Below are 15,506 nucleotides of genomic sequence, written 5' to 3'. Positions count from 1 at the left end.
AAATTGTTCGTGCAGCCTTCTAAAAATTTGCTGGTAACTTGTCCATAATTATCATCTGTTCTTCAAGCGGTAATTGTTTGGTGAACAGCACTGACTGAAGCAGACCTTTAATCCGAATTAACGTTTGCGTAAAATCCAAAGAATTATTTTCAGCTAACTTTTCGATCAAATCCCTGATTTGTTCGATAGGCAGGATTACGCCGGCACTGTAAGCCATGGCATCATGATTCCGATTTCGCGCAATAATGGCAGCTGTTAAGGATTGTCGAATGCTGACGATGATTGCTTCACGATCATTGTCGCTTCCGTCAAAATATGTCCGCAGCTCCTCCAATTGCTTAGGATGATCGAATTGCCATGTCTGAACAGCAGGATAGGTTTCCTTCATTAGGCGTGTCAATACTTGGCGCGGCCCGACTTCCACTGTTCGACGGATTCCTTGACTGTTCAGATAATGCATCGTTTCCAGCCACCGCACGGGCTGGATCATTTGGCGATAAAGAAGCGGGAGCAGTTCTTGCCTTCCGTACGGTCTTGCCATTACGTTCGAGATGATTGGCCATCTTGCGTCCCTGGTCTCCAGCTTCTGTAATTCAACGGCTAATTTCTCCGCTGCCGACTGCATCAACGGACTATGAAAGGGGGCGCTAACATTTAAATATTTAATGCTTACATCCGGAAATTGAACCTGCAGCCGCTCGACGACCAACTGAACAGCTGCTCGATGACCAGCAAGTACATGTTGGTTCAAGGAGTTATAACAAGCGATCACAACTTGTGAGCTTTCGTTACTGGCTTGTCGACAAAATTCCTCCAGCTGATCAGAAGCAGCATGTGTCACAGCGACCATTGCTCCACTGTCGGAAGAATGTGCAGCTTGCATTAACAATCCCCGCTTCCTTACGATCTCAAGCCCGTCCCGAAAAGATAAAACACCGCTGCATACGAGTGCGGAGTATTCGCCAAGGCTGTGTCCGGCCATAAAATCAGGTTCCCACCCCAGCTCTCTCCTGCCGATTTCAAAGGCAATAACGCTTACAGCTAATATGGCCGGTTGTGTATTCATCGTCTGCATAAGCTGTGAATGGCTGCCTTCAAAACATAATTCAGTAAGATTGAAACCCAGCGTGTCGTTCGCTTCTTCGAAGTAATGCTTTGCTAGAGTAAATTCATCGTACAGCTTTCTTCCCATACCGACATATTGTGATCCCTGACCCGGAAACAAAAATGCCGTCGTTGGCATAAGCAGACCTCGATTCGTAGTATTTTGTTTTAAACACGATTAAAACAGTGTGAAAAATATTCTATGTTGGGAGGTTTTGGAGAAAATTGTCGTTTTGTGGTTGATAGAAGAAGGGGTGTTTTTTAAATATTGCTCAAAAATTTAGGATATAGTTGTAATTTAAGCATAAAAATACAATACAATACAATTTATTTCCATGTCAAGTGAGTATTTAGCTTAAAAAAGAGGAGGTCCATAAGGAGATATTCTGCTGTTGGAGGAAGACGGAGCTATCTTATCTCAGTTATATGTATCTCTTACCTTAACAGCGAAGGGTGTCACAAGCAGCCATTTCAAGGCTTTTTGTGACACCCTTTTCTATTAATCCATGGTTAAAAGACGAGGTGATGTCGTTTGAATAGATTTGGATGCTGCCCAACAACCTAAACCAGCGGCAATAATACTTAGAGGTATCATCAAGGCTATTCCTCCACCGTTCATAATCAAGGGAACTTCAACAATCCCATAATCGGCTAAAATAAAGTTAAGCAGCGGGGGAAGTCCTAATAGACCTAACGGAATGCCGACCAAAGCACCGATTCCCGATACAACCAGGATACCCGTTGTTTCCGAAAGACGGATTTGACGGGATGTCATACCGATTGACTTGTAAATCCCGTAGGTACGGCTCTCTTTTTTCATGTTAATCCGGCATATACTGTAGATGATAACAAACGTAATGACGATAAACAAAAGGGCCATGACCGACATTGGCAGTACGATGATCGTGACAGCCTGGGAGAATACTTCATCAACCAACGAAGCCTGACTTGCGATCCCGAGCACACTTCCATATTGCTGATTCAATTCTTTCACGAATTGATCGACTGAAGTTCCTGCATTCAGATTAACAAATGTAGTGTTCATCGCACTTCCATAGTCTGGATTGCTTTTTCTGATGACATCAGCAGTAATTCGCCCCGTATTGGACATGTTCGCAATGGCCTGGTAAATCCCGGTGACTGTCAGAGTATGTTTTTCACCTTCAATGTAGATGTCCAGTGAGTCGCCAGACTTGATACCCAAAGTTCTCGCAACGTTCACACCGACCGATATTTCATTGTCAGAAGCAGGGTTATGACCTTCCACATTTTGATAGCCTATTTCATCATAGTTCCCATCAGCCACCGTCAGTAATATCCCCTTTGTATCTTGTTCATTAGCCCCATGCTTTTGAGGCACTGGTAATACTGCATTTGCATCTCCATAACGCGAATAATTCTTAACCCTCGGATCCGAAAGGACTTTTTCTTTAAGCTGTTCAAAGGTTAATTGGGCTGGATTATCAATTCTTACGGACAGATCAGCCGAATCATATCCCCATTTGGCAATGGTTCCGTGTATGGAAGAAATGCTGTATACAAACAGGAAACCAAAAACAAGTACAGCGGTGGACAAAGCGGACATTAGAACAATCAGCAGCGAACCCCGAATATTCTTCGTGACGCTTCTTAACCCAATAATCATGGAAGTCGGAAGAGAACCTATCTGCAGAAGCTTCCGTTTCCAAGCTGCCTTTCCCCCTGATTTTTGCGAATACTCTTTCTCCGACATACCATAACGAACGGCTTGTGCTGGCTCGACACGGCGTGCCTTATTCGAAAAAAGCAGGGCAGAGAGAAAGATAACCATTACGACTGCCGCACCAGTCCATATCCCCGCTGCTGAAAACAGCCCATTTATACTTGATGATCCTGTATTGAGATAAGCCATAGATTTGGCAACAATTGTACCAGAAAGCATATTGCTGACCAGAATCCCCGGAATGACCGAGACGAGCGCCAAGAGCGTGTACTGTCCTACATAAGCCATAATTACTTTGCTGGAGGATAATCCGACAGATTTGATAATTCCGATCGTTCTGTAGCTGGAAAGAATCGCATCGGAAATCGTGAACCCTAAGGTGTAGAGGGCAACACAGATCATGACGACTGCAAGAAATATCATAACGAAACTGATAACCTGGTTCGCAATCATATAATACGAAGACAAGCTCTCGAAGTCTTTAACCGATTCCAGATAAGGGGTACCGAGAAACTGTTCAAATCTTTCCCAGTAGGCCCTATTCTGGCTGTAATCATCAAACCGCAATCCGGTCATATACTTGTCGTCGCCCGGTAATGTGGTCATATTTGTATTGTAATCCTGATGATTCAGCCAAATTCTCCCGCTCGTAGCAAATGGCGAACAGTATGAAATATCCACGACCACGGCCGCAACGTTTAACCGAATGACCCCTTCATCCGTCTTGAATTCAATTGGATCTCCAACATGAATATCATTGGGATAAGCCAGAGAGGTAGGAATCCAGGCGGTTCCTGCTTCCGGTGAAGCTTTTTCTTGCCCTTCCACAAACTGCAGCCGGTCGACGGGAAAAGGTCCGCTTGGCGCATCCATCATGAATAAATCAACATTAGGGATCTCTTTTCCAGCATAAGACATACTGGACAGATAACGGTACCGCATCAAATCCGAAACCACTACACCTTTCTGCTTCTCCCACCAATTGTGTACCTGGTTCGGATCATGGATGCCGTTCTCCATCTGCAATATTTGGTGAGCACCATGGGACTTATCATGCATACTCTCATACATATGGTTTGTGTTGTTAAGAACCGACACGGCCGTTGAAAGGAGCAGGGCCGCCAGCATGATGATAATTGCAATGAAGCTGTTTTGCACTTTTTTATGCTTCAGGTTGGTCCAACATAGTTTCCATGCAGCATACATCACTACTCCTCCTTTTTTGTCATAAACATGAATATTTGGTTTTCTCTTGCTTTCATTTCATCCGGTGAATATTTGCCAAGTTCCAAAATCCCTTCGATGGTTCCGTCTTTGACCAAAACTAACCGGTCTGCCCTGCAGGCAGCTTTTATATCATGCGTCACCATCACGATCGATTGAGCATTCTGGTTCATCTCGGTCAAGAGATCCAAAATTACTGCACCCTGTTCCTGACTTAATGCCCCCGTCGGCTCATCCGCAAAAATTACTTCGGGAGAATTAATTAAAGCTCTGGCAATGGCTGCTCTCTGCTGTTGCCCTCCAGATACCTGGGATGGCAGACGTTCGGCTTGAGCCCCAATCCCTATCCTGTTCAACAGATCTAATGCTTGTTTATTCACATCCTTTTTGCTGCGACCAGCCACATATCCCGGAAAAGCAACATTCTCAATCAGGGAGAAATCAGGAATCAAATTGATCGATTGATATACATAGCCAATTTTATTGGACCTGAAATCCGTAATTTCTTTTTCCGAATATTCGTCAATTCGTTGTCCCTTGAAAATCACCTCTCCGGAAGTGATTCCATCCAGACCGCTCAGGAGGTACAATAACGTTGATTTCCCTGAGCCCGAACTGCCCATAATAACTGTAAAGTCACCTTTGTATACTTCGAGATTAATACTTTTAGCTGCGAGAAACTGTTCATTTCCCGAGGAGTAGGTTTTGCACAAATCAACAGTTTTGATTAACGTTTCTTTTCTGCGATTCTCTGTTATCATTAAGAGCGCCTCCCAAAGTTAACTTTATTTTTTCATTCATTTATTTTGCTGAATACTGTTCAATCTCAAGATCACCGGTGTCCGAGATCAGTTCTACCAATGGTCCTCCCTCACCGATATAACCATCCTGATAATTCGGCAGTGTCACCTTAATGGTCCCGGAGTCTGCAGCAAATTTGGTGCGGAGTGCTTGGGGAGCTTCGGCTGTTTGGATGATAATATCTCCCGTATCGGATTTAGCATGAATATCTTGAATGATGTGATCAAGCGAAGCAGTAATGGCTCCAGTATTTGTTTCCGCTTTGATTACCCCTTCTTTTATATCCATCTTTATAGAACCCGTGTCGCTTATGATCTGATATTCGCTCGCTATGACGGAGTCTACTGAAATATTTCCTGTGTCGGTCACAACCTGCAGCTGGTTTAATTGGGTTTCAGGAATTCCTATCGTTAGCTTAAGGTTCGTATAGATATCAAAAAAACGGAATTTGCTTTCCTGAGTAACTTCAATTCTGGTTTGTCCCTGATCCTGAGAGATTTGCAGCTGGTAATCCTTCAGCGACTGCTTTGTCGTCTTTCCCTCCAAAACGGCCTTGATTTCATTCCCCTTAATTGGTACTACATCTACCGTCCCCGTTTCTGTACGGATAAGCAGGTTCGTTGTCTGGTCCATCCTAACATTTTGTTCAGTAGAAAGATCACCTAAATTAAATGGCGACTTTCCCAGCATATACAGCACTACATTTCCAATCGCGCCGATGACAATCAGCAGAAGAGCAAGTCTGATTACGTTACGGAATCTATTTTTCAATGTGGGTCACATCCTTTTTTATAACTTTCAAATTATATTTCAGATACCTGATAACCAGATTGTAATAAATCCGGGTAAACTTTATCGCTCCAGTGAGGATCAAAAGTCCTCCACCAACCAAGGCAAGCATAAGAAAAATATCATTGAAGAAAGCCATGAGCGACGGATTCTGAATCATTAACCAGATCGGCGAAATAATCAGAAAAATGGCAAAGCCGAATATCCCGGCAATGAGTAGTAAGGAGGCAGCAAAGGGCAGCATCACGATAATTAAGTTGAACAATCCTAAGCTCACCGTTGCCATAACCGCTCTAGTTACGCTAATGAGGGTAGGGGATTTATCCGCCTTTTCAATGTGTGACTGGGTAAGCACTTCACGAGCAACCAGTCGGGGATTCCCGAGCTTGGAAATCACCTCTGCTTCAGACCGTCCGCTTAATTGAGCAAACTCAAAATGTTCCCTAAATTCAACCATAATATCAGTCAATTCCTCAGGAGGAAGCGTCTTTAGATTCTGTGCCAATTCATTGAGATAGGCTTCTTTATTCAATCCGATTCGCCCCCAATCATTTCCTGTACGCCTACGGCAAATGCATTCCATTCGTTGACCATTTTGTTCATGACTTTCCTTCCCTCATGGGTAATCTTATAGTACTTCCGGGGAGGCCCCTCATCTGATTCGGATAAATAGGTTGAAAATAATCCTTCCGATGCCAGCCTTCGTAATAAGGGATATATAGTTCCCTCCGCTATTTCAAATTTTTGCGATATCTGTTCTACTAACTCATATCCATAACGGTCTTTCTTTGATGTTAAAACAAGAACACAAAGCTCCAACACACCCTTCTTGAATTGAACATTCATTATTTTTCACCACGCTTTATTTAGTACTGAGCAATAAACAGTAGCTGTTAATACAAATATTACCACCTGCTACTGTTTATTGCAAGGTACCTTTCAATATTTTTCCTTTAAACTCCATTTTTTAGGCACCAACCTAACTGACATGCTCATTTTATAATCAGAATAATCGACCCCATCAAGACCTATCGGAATGAGAGAACCCATTCGTGCGCGCGACATGAACTCCCTGTTAAACGTTAGCTTTTTCGCCCCACAATCCGTCCTCAAAATAAAGAAGATACTCCATTGCTGTGAATCCATTTTTTCATTTTCAGACATAAAAAAAAGGAAACCCCTTGTGTAACAAGGAGTTTCCTTTTTCTTCAAATATGCCGAGGACCGGGATCGAACCGGTACGGTAGTCACCTACCGCAGGATTTTAAGTCCTGTGCGTCTGCCAATTCCGCCACCCCGGCGTATGTATAACTTTCTTGGCGACAAGAAATATCTTACCATGGATAAACCAATAATGCAACCCTTTTTCTAAAAAATGAAACAGGCACTGCAAGCATCAGCTCACAGTGCCTAGAAAGTCCGAGTTGCGGTCCCGGACTTCCGGTAAGCCATCTATATTAAGGGAGGTGTGAGATAAGAATACCTCCCCAACATTAAAGGAACCTAAAATCAGCCTTAAATTAAACTAAAAAAGCAAAATCGATTTCACACGCTCCGCCTGCTCCTCGCTGCATTCCACAATGACCAGAATATGCCCCTGCAGCAGCCAGTCCTCATAGCAGCGCGCATCCTGCTCCGTAATGCCTGCTTCGGTCAACGTTAAGACCAGATCATCCGTCTCACTGCCAATCTCATTGCCAGCTAGCCTTCGCACTGCTTTTCCGATGGATGCCGTCTGATCCATTCGTTTTCCTAGTCCGGCCAATATCCCCTTCAGTGCACCAAATGCTCCATCCGTTCCAGCACCTTTCAGCGGCTTGGGCAGCCCGGTCTTCTCGCTGATCATATCCAGGTCCAGCTGTTCTTTGGCTACAGCTCCCAAATGTTTATCTTTAATGCCTTCCTTTTTTAACGCATTCAACATGATAATAGCCTCGTGTTCCGTGCGGGCAAGCCCAACAAACAGTTTCGTCATTCTATTTCCCTCCCCTTTCTCATACCCTCATATCCTAATATAACCCTGCAGCTAACGTTCAGTAACGACAATTCCATTCGCTAAGTCAATTCACCTATAGAAGCTTAATTATTTCCCTACTGGAAATCTATACCTAGTTCTGATAGACTAAATAAAGAAGACAAATTAACCATTGAAAACTTAGACATATGGGTAAGCATCTTATAATCAGGAGCAATGACTTATGAAAAAAGAGGTAGAAATTGCCATTAAGCGTAATCAACAGATTATAGTTCATAACACAAGCGGACAGACCGTAACCGGCTTCCCGGAGCGTTCGGCTGACAGCTCCATTCTTTCTTTACGCACTGTACAGGGAAATGTGTGGATTCCATTTGACGAAGTCGAACATGTCACTCGCCTGTTAACTCTTCGCTCGCACCATCTAGATACAATGCAGCTCGTATAAGCTCGTATAGGTATTTATATACACCAGTTACTTCATACTTCAGATCACAATCATGACGAACTCTCTTGAACGAATAAAGAACAGAAATCCAACTATTCTTAAAATAACCTGATGCGAGAAATTTGATTTCTTTCGTCAAGTACTATATCCAAAAAAACCAGACGTCAGCAGCGTCTGGTTTTTCTTATTCGTTAAATTTTTTTTCGAGCAAACACTCTCCATCTGCATCACCAGTACTACTTCACGACAAATCTGACTCGTGTACCATCTGGATATGTACTTAGTTGATTGCCTACCCATGAACCTGCTCCGCGATTATCTTTAGGCGTAATGTACTGGATGTCCGCCCCCTTCCCGCCCTCTGCACACATGGCCATAGGCCACTCATCGCGATCCTTACCCTTTTTGACAGGTACCCCTCTCAGTGACAGCTCCCTGTTCCCTTCAGCCCCTTTTCGATCAATGGTACAGACATCGGAATGCCCATCTTTGATCGCTTTTCTGATATGACCAGCTGTCTCTGGATACCGATCTGCCGGAAATGTAATCGTATGATCTGCATTCCTGTCGGTTGTTTTGAACGGAGACGGGATGTCCAGCGGCCATTCTCCACCTGACCATGCATAAAGTGCAGCAAGTATCATACCTACTACCGCCAGAAGCTTTCCTTTAAATGGTCGATTCCCTCTGCTTCCTCTTCTACTGCGTCTCTTACTCATGATGTACCTCCCCCATGTAACACTAGCATTATAACAGAACGCCAGTTCGCAAAACAATAAATTCCCACATAAAAAAGCAGCCAGATCCTTCTGGCTGCTTCCTCTGTGTTCTTACCCTGCATTGGAAATGCTATGTCCGCTAAGAAAAGGCACCGTTACATGGAACTCCGTTCCTTTGCCTTCGACACTCTCCACTGTAATGCTGCCGTCCATTAACTCCAGCAGCTCTTTACAGATCGTCAACCCAAGTCCACTTCCGCCAAACCTTCTCGCATGTGAAATATCCGATTGAGTAAAGGCATCAAACAGCTGGTCGATCTGATGAGAGGCAATACCGATACCGGTGTCTCGTACCGAAAAGCTCAATACCGTCTGCTCTTGTGAATGCTGTTTGACATCCACTTGAAGCTTCACTTGTCCCCGCTGCGTAAACTTGATCGCATTGCTCAGTAAATTATCCAGCACCTGTCGCAGTCTGAGCGGGTCTCCCCAAAGCACTTCAGGAATATTTAGATCAGCATGACACAATAAACGAATTTGTTTATTCATCGCTGCTGGCTCATGCGTTTTTACAATTTGCTGAATCATCTTTAATGGCTGAAACTCAATGTGTTCCACTCCCATTTTGCCTCGACCCAGCTTTGCCATATCCAGACTGTTATTTACGATATTCAGCAGCGCCTCTCCTGAATGACGTGCGAGTTCCAGATATTCTTTTTGCTCCTCGGTAATATCACCCATTCCTGCCAGTTCAATCATGCCCATAATGCCGTTCAGAGGTGTACGAAGCTCATGATTTAACTTGCCAATGAATTCAAGCTGCCCTCTGCTCGTTTTCTCAGCCATAGATGCAGCCGTCTTCAGCTGCTGTTCCGCAAATTTTCGTTCAGAGATATCATACTGAATGCCCACAAAATACAAGCAAGCTCCTGATTCATCAAAAATGGGATCGATATTCAGTTCGTTCCAGAACTTCCGACCGCTTTTGGTATAGTTTAGAATATCAACCTTAATCGATTGTTGTTTGCTTAATGCTTCCCGAATTTGTGAAACGGTTTCGGGATCTGTATCCGCTCCCTGTAGGAATCGACAATTTCGGCCGATCGACTCTTCATGTGTATATTCGGTCAACCTGGTAAAATGTTCGTTTACATACATGAGCGGAAACTCAGGCGAGGTAGCGTCAACTACCGTAAGGGAGGATTTTAATTTCGAGATGATAAATTCCCATTGCATCGGGAGTTGATTATATAGACTCATGTCTGCCTCCTCCATCTCACATCCTTAACTCCAGATGGTATGTGCTGATATAAAACAATCTGTTTTATTGTACCACAGTTATTCAACCCATGTAGTTCTTGGGTAATAGTTCTTAATCATATTAATCCTTATCCATTCACAATTACCTGCCTGTTATTCAGATAAAGTATGAAACTTTGGATCATCATCGTCATAATGCTGAGTATCTAACTTACTCCAGACTTAAACCTTGAAGGCAGGACCGTTAATGGTTGACGAGGAAGGAAGATCGATGATGAAAACCCTCTTTTTTATATTTATGGTGTTATGTATGATCAATCTGTGTTTTCCCAAATTTGGCTGGTTTCTTCGTTATGGCTGGATCGTGAACGGAGAGACAGAACCCAGCAAATCTTACATGACTATGGTTCGAATGTCCAGTTTGTTGATGCTGCTCATAGCTTTTACTCTTGCCATGGCATAATCATCAAATGATAAAAGCTGAAAAATAAAAAGCCAGCTGGCCCTATTCAGCTGGCTTTTTGGCATGTACTGACGGGAAAATGATAACTTTGTTTGTGGTGTTACTGCAGCGTGCACCGTAAGATAGAGGATACAGACGTATCGTTTCAGAAAGGACAATCTGGTATGAACATCGCATTTTATCCATTCTGGGCTGCCAGAACACTGCTCTCACTTATACAAGTGGTCTCAATCACAACCATGACCTATCTTGTATACAAACAAACTGGATTCATTCCAGGTACACTGCTGTTTCTTTGCTTATACGCAGGGTCATTTGCAGCGGCCAAGTTTGCGTTCCCGTTTCTAATGAAACGCGCTGCATTGTCCAGACTAATTATTGGGATTCCTTTGATCAAGACCCTACTCCTCATCGGGATCGCTCTCTCCCTGCCTCACCTGACATTACATATGGTGCTTGTGTTTGCAGGCGCAGTCGCACTCTCCGCAGCATCGCACTGGGAATCACTGTTCCTGGAGGAACTCCGGCCGAAACTGGTTGAACGCGAAGATTTAGTGAAAGCAAACAGTCTGCTTTCTTTTTCAAAATATACCGTATCCGCCATCGGCCTGGTCATGACGGGAATCACGATTCAATATCTTGGACCCATACAGTCACTTTGGGCAGCCGCATGTCTATCTCTGGCCGCATTGGCTATGATCTTGACTGTTCATCATCTGATACACAGCTATTCCAGCTATTCGATCAAACAGGGTACCAGCCGGCCCTTCCATAAAATAAAAAAAAGACGCGCATAGATATTTTGCTCGTCTCAGGCTGCTTCTCTTTGGAAGCAGCTTTTAATCTTGATTGATTTCCTTGATATGCTTGATTTTTAATACATCACAAATATTTTTAATCCAGCCTGTAGTCCGTCAACGGCTTGCCTTTTTTGTAGTACAAGTTCGGCGATAATATATTGAAAAAAATGTGTACATCCGGCAGTTTGGCCTTCTCCAAAATACACTGCATGGATGAGGCGATGCGATCATGTATCTCTTGGTCACGTTGAAACATCAGAATCTCTATAGACGCCGGGGAAGGTGTCAGGGCTTGTACGTCATGACGCTCTGCTTTCATTCTTTCCTGCGGAATATGAGTGATCAAGGCCATTTGTTCCGTAATTTGAGGTACAACCTCCTCCAGCTCGGGGCCCGTGAATCCTTTGAATCGTATAAACGGCATTGCTATCCCTTCAATCTCTGTTAGTAGTCTCCATATGTGATTTTAAGCACATTGTTTTCACTTGTCAAATATTATGGATGTCATATTCCCATCAGAACAAAGAAAAGCCCCACCAAAGTTCTGGTGGAGCTGATGCCTGCACGTCTAACCGTTACATTACAGCCAGAAAGATTTTGTGATGATGACGAGCAGAATGAAGAGAACAAGGATTGCGCTGGTCGAAGTCCACGCTCCGCCAAATCCACCAACATTGCCACAACCGTATCCAACTTGACTCATTTGATTGGCCTCCTTTGAATTTCAAGGTATGCCATAACATATGCGTGTTTTTCGCAAGTGACCGGGCGAATCGGCAAGTTCAGCTGCCCAATCCTCAGGTAAAGAAAGAAGAAAAGATGGCCCAGCCTGCAGCTCATTGCCTTATTATGTACTCATCCATTTCTACGTTCAATCTGATCATAGATTGCTTGTCCATCATAACTTTGATCTGTGGCAATATCTTTACCGAACAGGACCATGTTCCCGATACTGTTTCCATTTCCACCAAGTATAGAAAGAGCTCCCAGAATCCAAAACAGCGGGTAAAGCACAACCGAAAGACCTTTTTTCATTTTAACTCTCTCCTTTCCCTAGTCATTCCTCACAATTGAATGAATTGAATTCCCTTTATTATACGTTAAAGTCCTAAAGAAGGTTTCATTTTTATGGAATAGATTGAACAAGCTGGTGATTAAACATACACTACTCCGCCCCTGCCAAAAGCGCTGCAGCTTCCTCGTGCATCGGGTCCAATTCAAGTACACGGCGAGCATAAACAAGGGCTTCCTGTTCCTGTTCCAGCTCATAACAGCACACAGCAAGATCATACAGGACCGCGATCTGCTGTGTGTCCGGATGAGCAGTCAGTGTTTCTTCCAGAAAAGCCTTGGCCTCTTCATACATAAACATCTCTAATAACAGCTGCCCTGAAACGAAAGCCGTCTGTTCCCGATATTCCATCATATAATTAGAGCACCACATCTGTCTGATCCCCGATTGAAGATCAAACAATTCCTCATCGCCTGCATCAGGTAAAAGATTTTTGAATCGAAGTGAAGCGTGGATTAGAAATTCGGCATCGTACCCGCCCAACCTCCAGAAAGCCAGCAGCTGCTTCAACTCCATCTGGTCCACTTTATGGTCCACCCATTCTCTTAGACTAAAGAAATCATCCGGTCCGAACCGCTCAACAAAGCGATGATAGGCGAGCCTTGTATTCACATAGCTTTTTGGTTTGTTCAGCATTAAGATCATGCCAACGTTCAGGTCTTTATAGTGGTGTGCTGTAAAATGTGCAGCTGCCCCCTGCTGTTCCAACACATATTTTATCGCATGATAATTGGCAGACAGCGAGAAACTGCCGTGAAGTGCAAATTCAGGCGGCTCTGCATATTTCCAGTAATCCAGTCGGTGATCCCCTTTATCCGCAGTAATCAGTACATATCCTGACCGGGATAGCCTGCTCAGCCGTTCGAGGCAATCCAAGCCAGCGTTTGGGAGCAGAATATGTGAATCCTCCAAATTCGTTTGATACAGCGCGATCAGTTCAGAGTAGGGATAGTTCTCGGCACTGTATTCGGGTACAGAGCGATATGTATACTGCAGTGTCATACTTTCCAGCAGCTCGGCAGGTTTCTGCTCAGCTGCATACTTCGGAAGTTCAACAAGCAGATCACATTCAAACACCTGTCCCTCCCCAATGTAAATCAAATCCTGCGGGATGCTGTCGAAAAAATAGTTGGCAATGAGCAGCATCGGCTGCTGCAAATCTCCTGGTTTGATCGTCGTTTTAGTCAAAACCAGCTTCAATTCCGTATCCTTCATCGCGTCAAAACGTGCAAAATCCAGTATCCCCTGCTCGATAAATGGCTGCATCGATGGATGTTCCTTCCATCCCGTAACATTCTCTTCAGCCAAATCTGTCATCACATAACGAAAAGGCGGCAGCTCCGTGCCTGCAAATTCGTTCAACGCACACAGCTTGCAGAGCACCTGATGGGCTAATCTGCCAGCACCAGCACCAAGTTCAACAATAGTTACAGGCTCCCGCTGCTCGCCTTTAGCCGACAAATCCTGCAGAAAGCCAAAAATCATCTCTGCATACGCTGTCGCAATCACCGGATTGCTCGTGATATACTGAGGCACCTGGCGATCCCCCCAGGCTTGGGGACCCATCTGTTCGTAATAAGCCCTCTGCCAATCCCAGAGCGGCGCTTCGCTGAACCGGAACGACCGGCTTTCTTTGTCCGTCATTGCTTGCATCAAACCCACTTTCTATCTATAAATACAGGACCAAATCCATCCTATCCTATGTAACAAACTATTATATCATACTGCCCATTTTCTCTTTTTCTTTCTTCATGCCTGTTTATTTTATCTCTGCTCTATTGTCTATCATACTTCCCAAAAATAAATGACTGCATCCGCTGCTTCTTTTACTATTCATAATAAAAAAACCTGCTTCACAGCGAAGCAGGCAGGAGTAAATGAAGCCCTGTTCATCAACAGCATAGCTGAGGAGTTGGCCTTCTATCTCAATGAGCATATATTATTTTAGTCAGAGTACAATACACCATCAAAGTTCTCTGGGCCTACACGAACAGTACCGAGCAAGTTCGTGCTGATAAAGGCCGTATACGTTAATTGTGGTGTAATTGGCGGATTATAATCATCGGCAGAGAATGTAATGACTTGTGGTGCCAGAACGCTCAAATTAAATGTGGATGTTGCAGAGTAAATGACTGGATCTGTTGCTGCGGTTCCCCGTACAACGGTGATCGTTACACCGACAAGCGCCAAAGGAAGCTGCAGAGTCACCGTTCCTTTAAATTGAACCCGCGGGTTTGCTCCGATCCCTGCTGTTGTCACCAAACCAATCTGTCCAAACAATTGAGGCGTGTTGATGACGAGAATCGGAATGGCTATGGAGTTAGCCAAACTCGCATTTTGCGAGGTTCTTGCATCAATTAATTGAGTCATGAAATCTACCTCCTATATATGGGATTGAGATAGTATATGCGAGACTCATCTTCTGGCATGGACATACACACCCTTGTTGAAAAAAAGTCAAATGTCCGCAATTGTTGGGCCAGGTAAGCTTCTAACTCTATCCATAATCCAGCCTTGATTGTCTATGAAAACAGAAAAAAACCCTTGCATCGCAAGGGTTCTAAAATATGGGCCCTACAGGACTCGAACCTGTGACCAATCGGTTATGAGCCGACCGCTCTAACCAACTGAGCTAAGGGCCCTAGACAAATAATATATAACAGTGCAGATGATCGCTGTAATCACCCGGTAAAGCTATATTGCGGGGGCAGGATTTGAACCTGCGGCCTTCGGGTTATGAGCCCGACGAGCTACCGGGCTGCTCCACCCCGCGTCGTTAAAAATAATAAACAGCGACTTAATTAATATACACTATTAATACATAATAAGTCAAGGGGTAATCTCAGGGAATAAATCGTACGCCGTAACGACCTTTCCGCGAACGATATACTTCGACTTCTTCAGGCTCATTGTGTCCATAAATCCAGCCATCCTGTTCCAGCCTTTTTGCCAGGCATCCTGCCTGAAATTTAGTCGTATACAGCTTGCCGAAATATACCCATTTCATCATCGTGCTCGTCCTTTCCAATGGCTTCATATCCTGCTGTTAATTGTAGAATACCCCAATTTCGTAAAAATAGCCGCCCGAGATCATAAAAATCTCCAGCGGCCATTTCTTCTGTAACGATGAGGTCAAATTTGAAGATGAC

At 44.0% G+C, this 15,506-nt stretch carries 19 protein-coding genes and 3 tRNA genes; 3 read left to right on the top strand and 19 right to left on the bottom strand.

All coding sequences use genetic code 11. The features are described 5' to 3' along the window. Window positions 1-19: 19 nt before the first annotated feature. The 9 genes from fabD to ABXS70_RS06405 all read right to left on the bottom strand — a co-directional run bounded on the left by fabD (window position 20) and on the right by ABXS70_RS06405 (window position 7,595). Complete coding sequence (gene fabD, locus ABXS70_RS06445; protein WP_342552004.1) at window positions 20-1,243, bottom strand: ACP S-malonyltransferase; 1,224 nt, start codon at window positions 1,241-1,243, stop codon at window positions 20-22. 360 nt (window positions 1,244-1,603) lie between these two features. Then, window positions 1,604-4,012 carry an FtsX-like permease family protein gene (locus ABXS70_RS06440; protein WP_366294817.1) on the bottom strand — a complete coding sequence of 803 codons (2,409 nt, stop codon included), beginning with the start codon at window positions 4,010-4,012 and terminating at the stop codon, window positions 1,604-1,606. Between the two features lie 2 nt (window positions 4,013-4,014). Next, window positions 4,015-4,791 (bottom strand): ABC transporter ATP-binding protein, encoded by a 777-nt coding sequence (locus tag ABXS70_RS06435; protein ID WP_366294814.1) that lies wholly within the window; start codon window positions 4,789-4,791, stop codon window positions 4,015-4,017. A 40-nt stretch (window positions 4,792-4,831) separates the two neighbouring features. Continuing rightward, window positions 4,832-5,602 carry a DUF4097 family beta strand repeat-containing protein gene (locus ABXS70_RS06430; protein WP_342552007.1) on the bottom strand — a complete coding sequence of 257 codons (771 nt, stop codon included), beginning with the start codon at window positions 5,600-5,602 and terminating at the stop codon, window positions 4,832-4,834. Next, window positions 5,592-6,152 carry a DUF1700 domain-containing protein gene (locus ABXS70_RS06425; RefSeq protein ID WP_342552008.1) on the bottom strand — a complete coding sequence of 187 codons (561 nt, stop codon included), beginning with the start codon at window positions 6,150-6,152 and terminating at the stop codon, window positions 5,592-5,594. Before ABXS70_RS06425 ends, ABXS70_RS06430 begins: the two co-directional genes overlap by 11 nt. Then, entirely contained in the window at window positions 6,149-6,466 is a 318-nt protein-coding gene (locus ABXS70_RS06420) for a PadR family transcriptional regulator (RefSeq protein WP_342552009.1), read from the bottom strand. The genes ABXS70_RS06425 and ABXS70_RS06420 overlap by 4 nt, the downstream gene beginning before the upstream one ends. A gap of 93 nt (window positions 6,467-6,559) precedes the next feature. Then, the gene (locus tag ABXS70_RS06415) at window positions 6,560-6,784 is read right to left on the bottom strand and encodes a hypothetical protein (RefSeq protein ID WP_342552010.1); all 225 of its coding nucleotides are present in this window, start codon (window positions 6,782-6,784) and stop codon (window positions 6,560-6,562) included. Window positions 6,785-6,835: 51 nt separating this feature from the next. After that, window positions 6,836-6,921: transfer RNA gene (locus tag ABXS70_RS06410), tRNA-Leu, on the bottom strand. Window positions 6,922-7,145: 224 nt separating this feature from the next. Further along, a complete protein-coding gene (locus tag ABXS70_RS06405; protein WP_342552011.1) occupies window positions 7,146-7,595 on the bottom strand; it encodes a general stress protein in 450 nt (149 codons plus the stop codon). A gap of 223 nt (window positions 7,596-7,818) precedes the next feature. Between ABXS70_RS06405 and ABXS70_RS06400 the strand changes: the two genes are divergently transcribed. Continuing rightward, window positions 7,819-8,043, top strand: a complete 225-nt coding sequence (locus tag ABXS70_RS06400; RefSeq protein ID WP_342552012.1) for a hypothetical protein — start codon at window positions 7,819-7,821, stop codon at window positions 8,041-8,043. Between the two features lie 236 nt (window positions 8,044-8,279). Here ABXS70_RS06400 and ABXS70_RS06395 read toward each other — a convergent pair whose 3' ends face one another. Next, window positions 8,280-8,762, bottom strand: coding sequence for a NucA/NucB deoxyribonuclease domain-containing protein (locus tag ABXS70_RS06395; protein ID WP_342552013.1), 483 nt, complete (start codon window positions 8,760-8,762; stop codon window positions 8,280-8,282). A gap of 111 nt (window positions 8,763-8,873) precedes the next feature. Beyond that, window positions 8,874-10,022, bottom strand: a complete 1,149-nt coding sequence (locus tag ABXS70_RS06390) for an ATP-binding protein (RefSeq protein WP_342552014.1) — start codon at window positions 10,020-10,022, stop codon at window positions 8,874-8,876. Between the two features lie 271 nt (window positions 10,023-10,293). Here ABXS70_RS06390 and ABXS70_RS06385 point away from each other — a divergent pair, with 271 nt between their 5' ends. Continuing rightward, complete coding sequence (locus ABXS70_RS06385; protein ID WP_342552015.1) at window positions 10,294-10,485, top strand: DUF6199 family natural product biosynthesis protein; 192 nt, start codon at window positions 10,294-10,296, stop codon at window positions 10,483-10,485. A 164-nt stretch (window positions 10,486-10,649) separates the two neighbouring features. After that, window positions 10,650-11,282, top strand: a complete 633-nt coding sequence (locus tag ABXS70_RS06380) for a hypothetical protein (RefSeq protein WP_366294806.1) — start codon at window positions 10,650-10,652, stop codon at window positions 11,280-11,282. A 97-nt stretch (window positions 11,283-11,379) separates the two neighbouring features. On the opposite strand, the gene ABXS70_RS06375 is transcribed toward ABXS70_RS06380, so the two are convergent. The 8 genes from ABXS70_RS06375 to ABXS70_RS06340 form a co-directional block, all read right to left on the bottom strand. Further along, complete coding sequence (locus tag ABXS70_RS06375; protein ID WP_342552017.1) at window positions 11,380-11,709, bottom strand: DUF1904 family protein; 330 nt, start codon at window positions 11,707-11,709, stop codon at window positions 11,380-11,382. Between the two features lie 156 nt (window positions 11,710-11,865). Then, window positions 11,866-11,988, bottom strand: coding sequence for a YjcZ family sporulation protein (locus ABXS70_RS06370; RefSeq protein WP_342552018.1), 123 nt, complete (start codon window positions 11,986-11,988; stop codon window positions 11,866-11,868). Window positions 11,989-12,140: 152 nt separating this feature from the next. Further along, window positions 12,141-12,320, bottom strand: a complete 180-nt coding sequence (locus ABXS70_RS06365) for a hypothetical protein (protein WP_342552019.1) — start codon at window positions 12,318-12,320, stop codon at window positions 12,141-12,143. Between the two features lie 130 nt (window positions 12,321-12,450). Further along, window positions 12,451-14,001 (bottom strand): SAM-dependent methyltransferase, encoded by a 1,551-nt coding sequence (locus ABXS70_RS06360; RefSeq protein ID WP_342556397.1) that lies wholly within the window; start codon window positions 13,999-14,001, stop codon window positions 12,451-12,453. Between the two features lie 300 nt (window positions 14,002-14,301). Then, window positions 14,302-14,727 carry a hypothetical protein gene (locus ABXS70_RS06355; RefSeq protein WP_342552020.1) on the bottom strand — a complete coding sequence of 142 codons (426 nt, stop codon included), beginning with the start codon at window positions 14,725-14,727 and terminating at the stop codon, window positions 14,302-14,304. A gap of 198 nt (window positions 14,728-14,925) precedes the next feature. Next, window positions 14,926-14,999 (bottom strand) — tRNA-Ile (locus ABXS70_RS06350). A 57-nt stretch (window positions 15,000-15,056) separates the two neighbouring features. Further along, window positions 15,057-15,130 (bottom strand) — tRNA-Met (locus ABXS70_RS06345). A 69-nt stretch (window positions 15,131-15,199) separates the two neighbouring features. Continuing rightward, window positions 15,200-15,367, bottom strand: coding sequence for a hypothetical protein (locus ABXS70_RS06340; protein ID WP_342556491.1), 168 nt, complete (start codon window positions 15,365-15,367; stop codon window positions 15,200-15,202). Window positions 15,368-15,506 lie beyond the last annotated feature (139 nt).

Source organism: Paenibacillus sp. AN1007 (assembly GCF_040702995.1).
Classification (GTDB): Bacteria; Bacillota; Bacilli; order Paenibacillales; family Paenibacillaceae; genus Paenibacillus.
This window is presented reverse-complemented; position numbering and strand designations above follow the sequence as displayed.

Excerpts from the sequence above, each read along its gene's own strand:
- fabD (WP_342552004.1), bottom strand. The coding sequence starts at position 1,243 with ATGCCAACGACGGCATTTTTGTTTCCGGGTCAGGGATCACAATATGTC.
- ABXS70_RS06440 (WP_366294817.1), bottom strand. The coding sequence starts at position 4,012 with ATGTATGCTGCATGGAAACTATGTTGGACCAACCTGAAGCATAAAAAA.
- ABXS70_RS06435 (WP_366294814.1), bottom strand. The coding sequence starts at position 4,791 with ATGATAACAGAGAATCGCAGAAAAGAAACGTTAATCAAAACTGTTGAT.
- ABXS70_RS06420 (WP_342552009.1), bottom strand. The coding sequence starts at position 6,466 with ATGAATGTTCAATTCAAGAAGGGTGTGTTGGAGCTTTGTGTTCTTGTT.
- ABXS70_RS06415 (WP_342552010.1), bottom strand. The coding sequence starts at position 6,784 with ATGTCTGAAAATGAAAAAATGGATTCACAGCAATGGAGTATCTTCTTT.
- ABXS70_RS06405 (WP_342552011.1), bottom strand. The coding sequence starts at position 7,595 with ATGACGAAACTGTTTGTTGGGCTTGCCCGCACGGAACACGAGGCTATT.
- ABXS70_RS06400 (WP_342552012.1), top strand. The coding sequence starts at position 7,819 with ATGAAAAAAGAGGTAGAAATTGCCATTAAGCGTAATCAACAGATTATA.
- ABXS70_RS06395 (WP_342552013.1), bottom strand. The coding sequence starts at position 8,762 with ATGAGTAAGAGACGCAGTAGAAGAGGAAGCAGAGGGAATCGACCATTT.
- ABXS70_RS06390 (WP_342552014.1), bottom strand. The coding sequence starts at position 10,022 with ATGAGTCTATATAATCAACTCCCGATGCAATGGGAATTTATCATCTCG.
- ABXS70_RS06385 (WP_342552015.1), top strand. The coding sequence starts at position 10,294 with ATGATGAAAACCCTCTTTTTTATATTTATGGTGTTATGTATGATCAAT.
- ABXS70_RS06380 (WP_366294806.1), top strand. The coding sequence starts at position 10,650 with ATGAACATCGCATTTTATCCATTCTGGGCTGCCAGAACACTGCTCTCA.
- ABXS70_RS06375 (WP_342552017.1), bottom strand. The coding sequence starts at position 11,709 with ATGCCGTTTATACGATTCAAAGGATTCACGGGCCCCGAGCTGGAGGAG.
- ABXS70_RS06370 (WP_342552018.1), bottom strand. The coding sequence starts at position 11,988 with ATGAGTCAAGTTGGATACGGTTGTGGCAATGTTGGTGGATTTGGCGGA.
- ABXS70_RS06365 (WP_342552019.1), bottom strand. The coding sequence starts at position 12,320 with ATGAAAAAAGGTCTTTCGGTTGTGCTTTACCCGCTGTTTTGGATTCTG.
- ABXS70_RS06360 (WP_342556397.1), bottom strand. The coding sequence starts at position 14,001 with ATGACGGACAAAGAAAGCCGGTCGTTCCGGTTCAGCGAAGCGCCGCTC.
- ABXS70_RS06355 (WP_342552020.1), bottom strand. The coding sequence starts at position 14,727 with ATGACTCAATTAATTGATGCAAGAACCTCGCAAAATGCGAGTTTGGCT.
- ABXS70_RS06340 (WP_342556491.1), bottom strand. The coding sequence starts at position 15,367 with ATGATGAAATGGGTATATTTCGGCAAGCTGTATACGACTAAATTTCAG.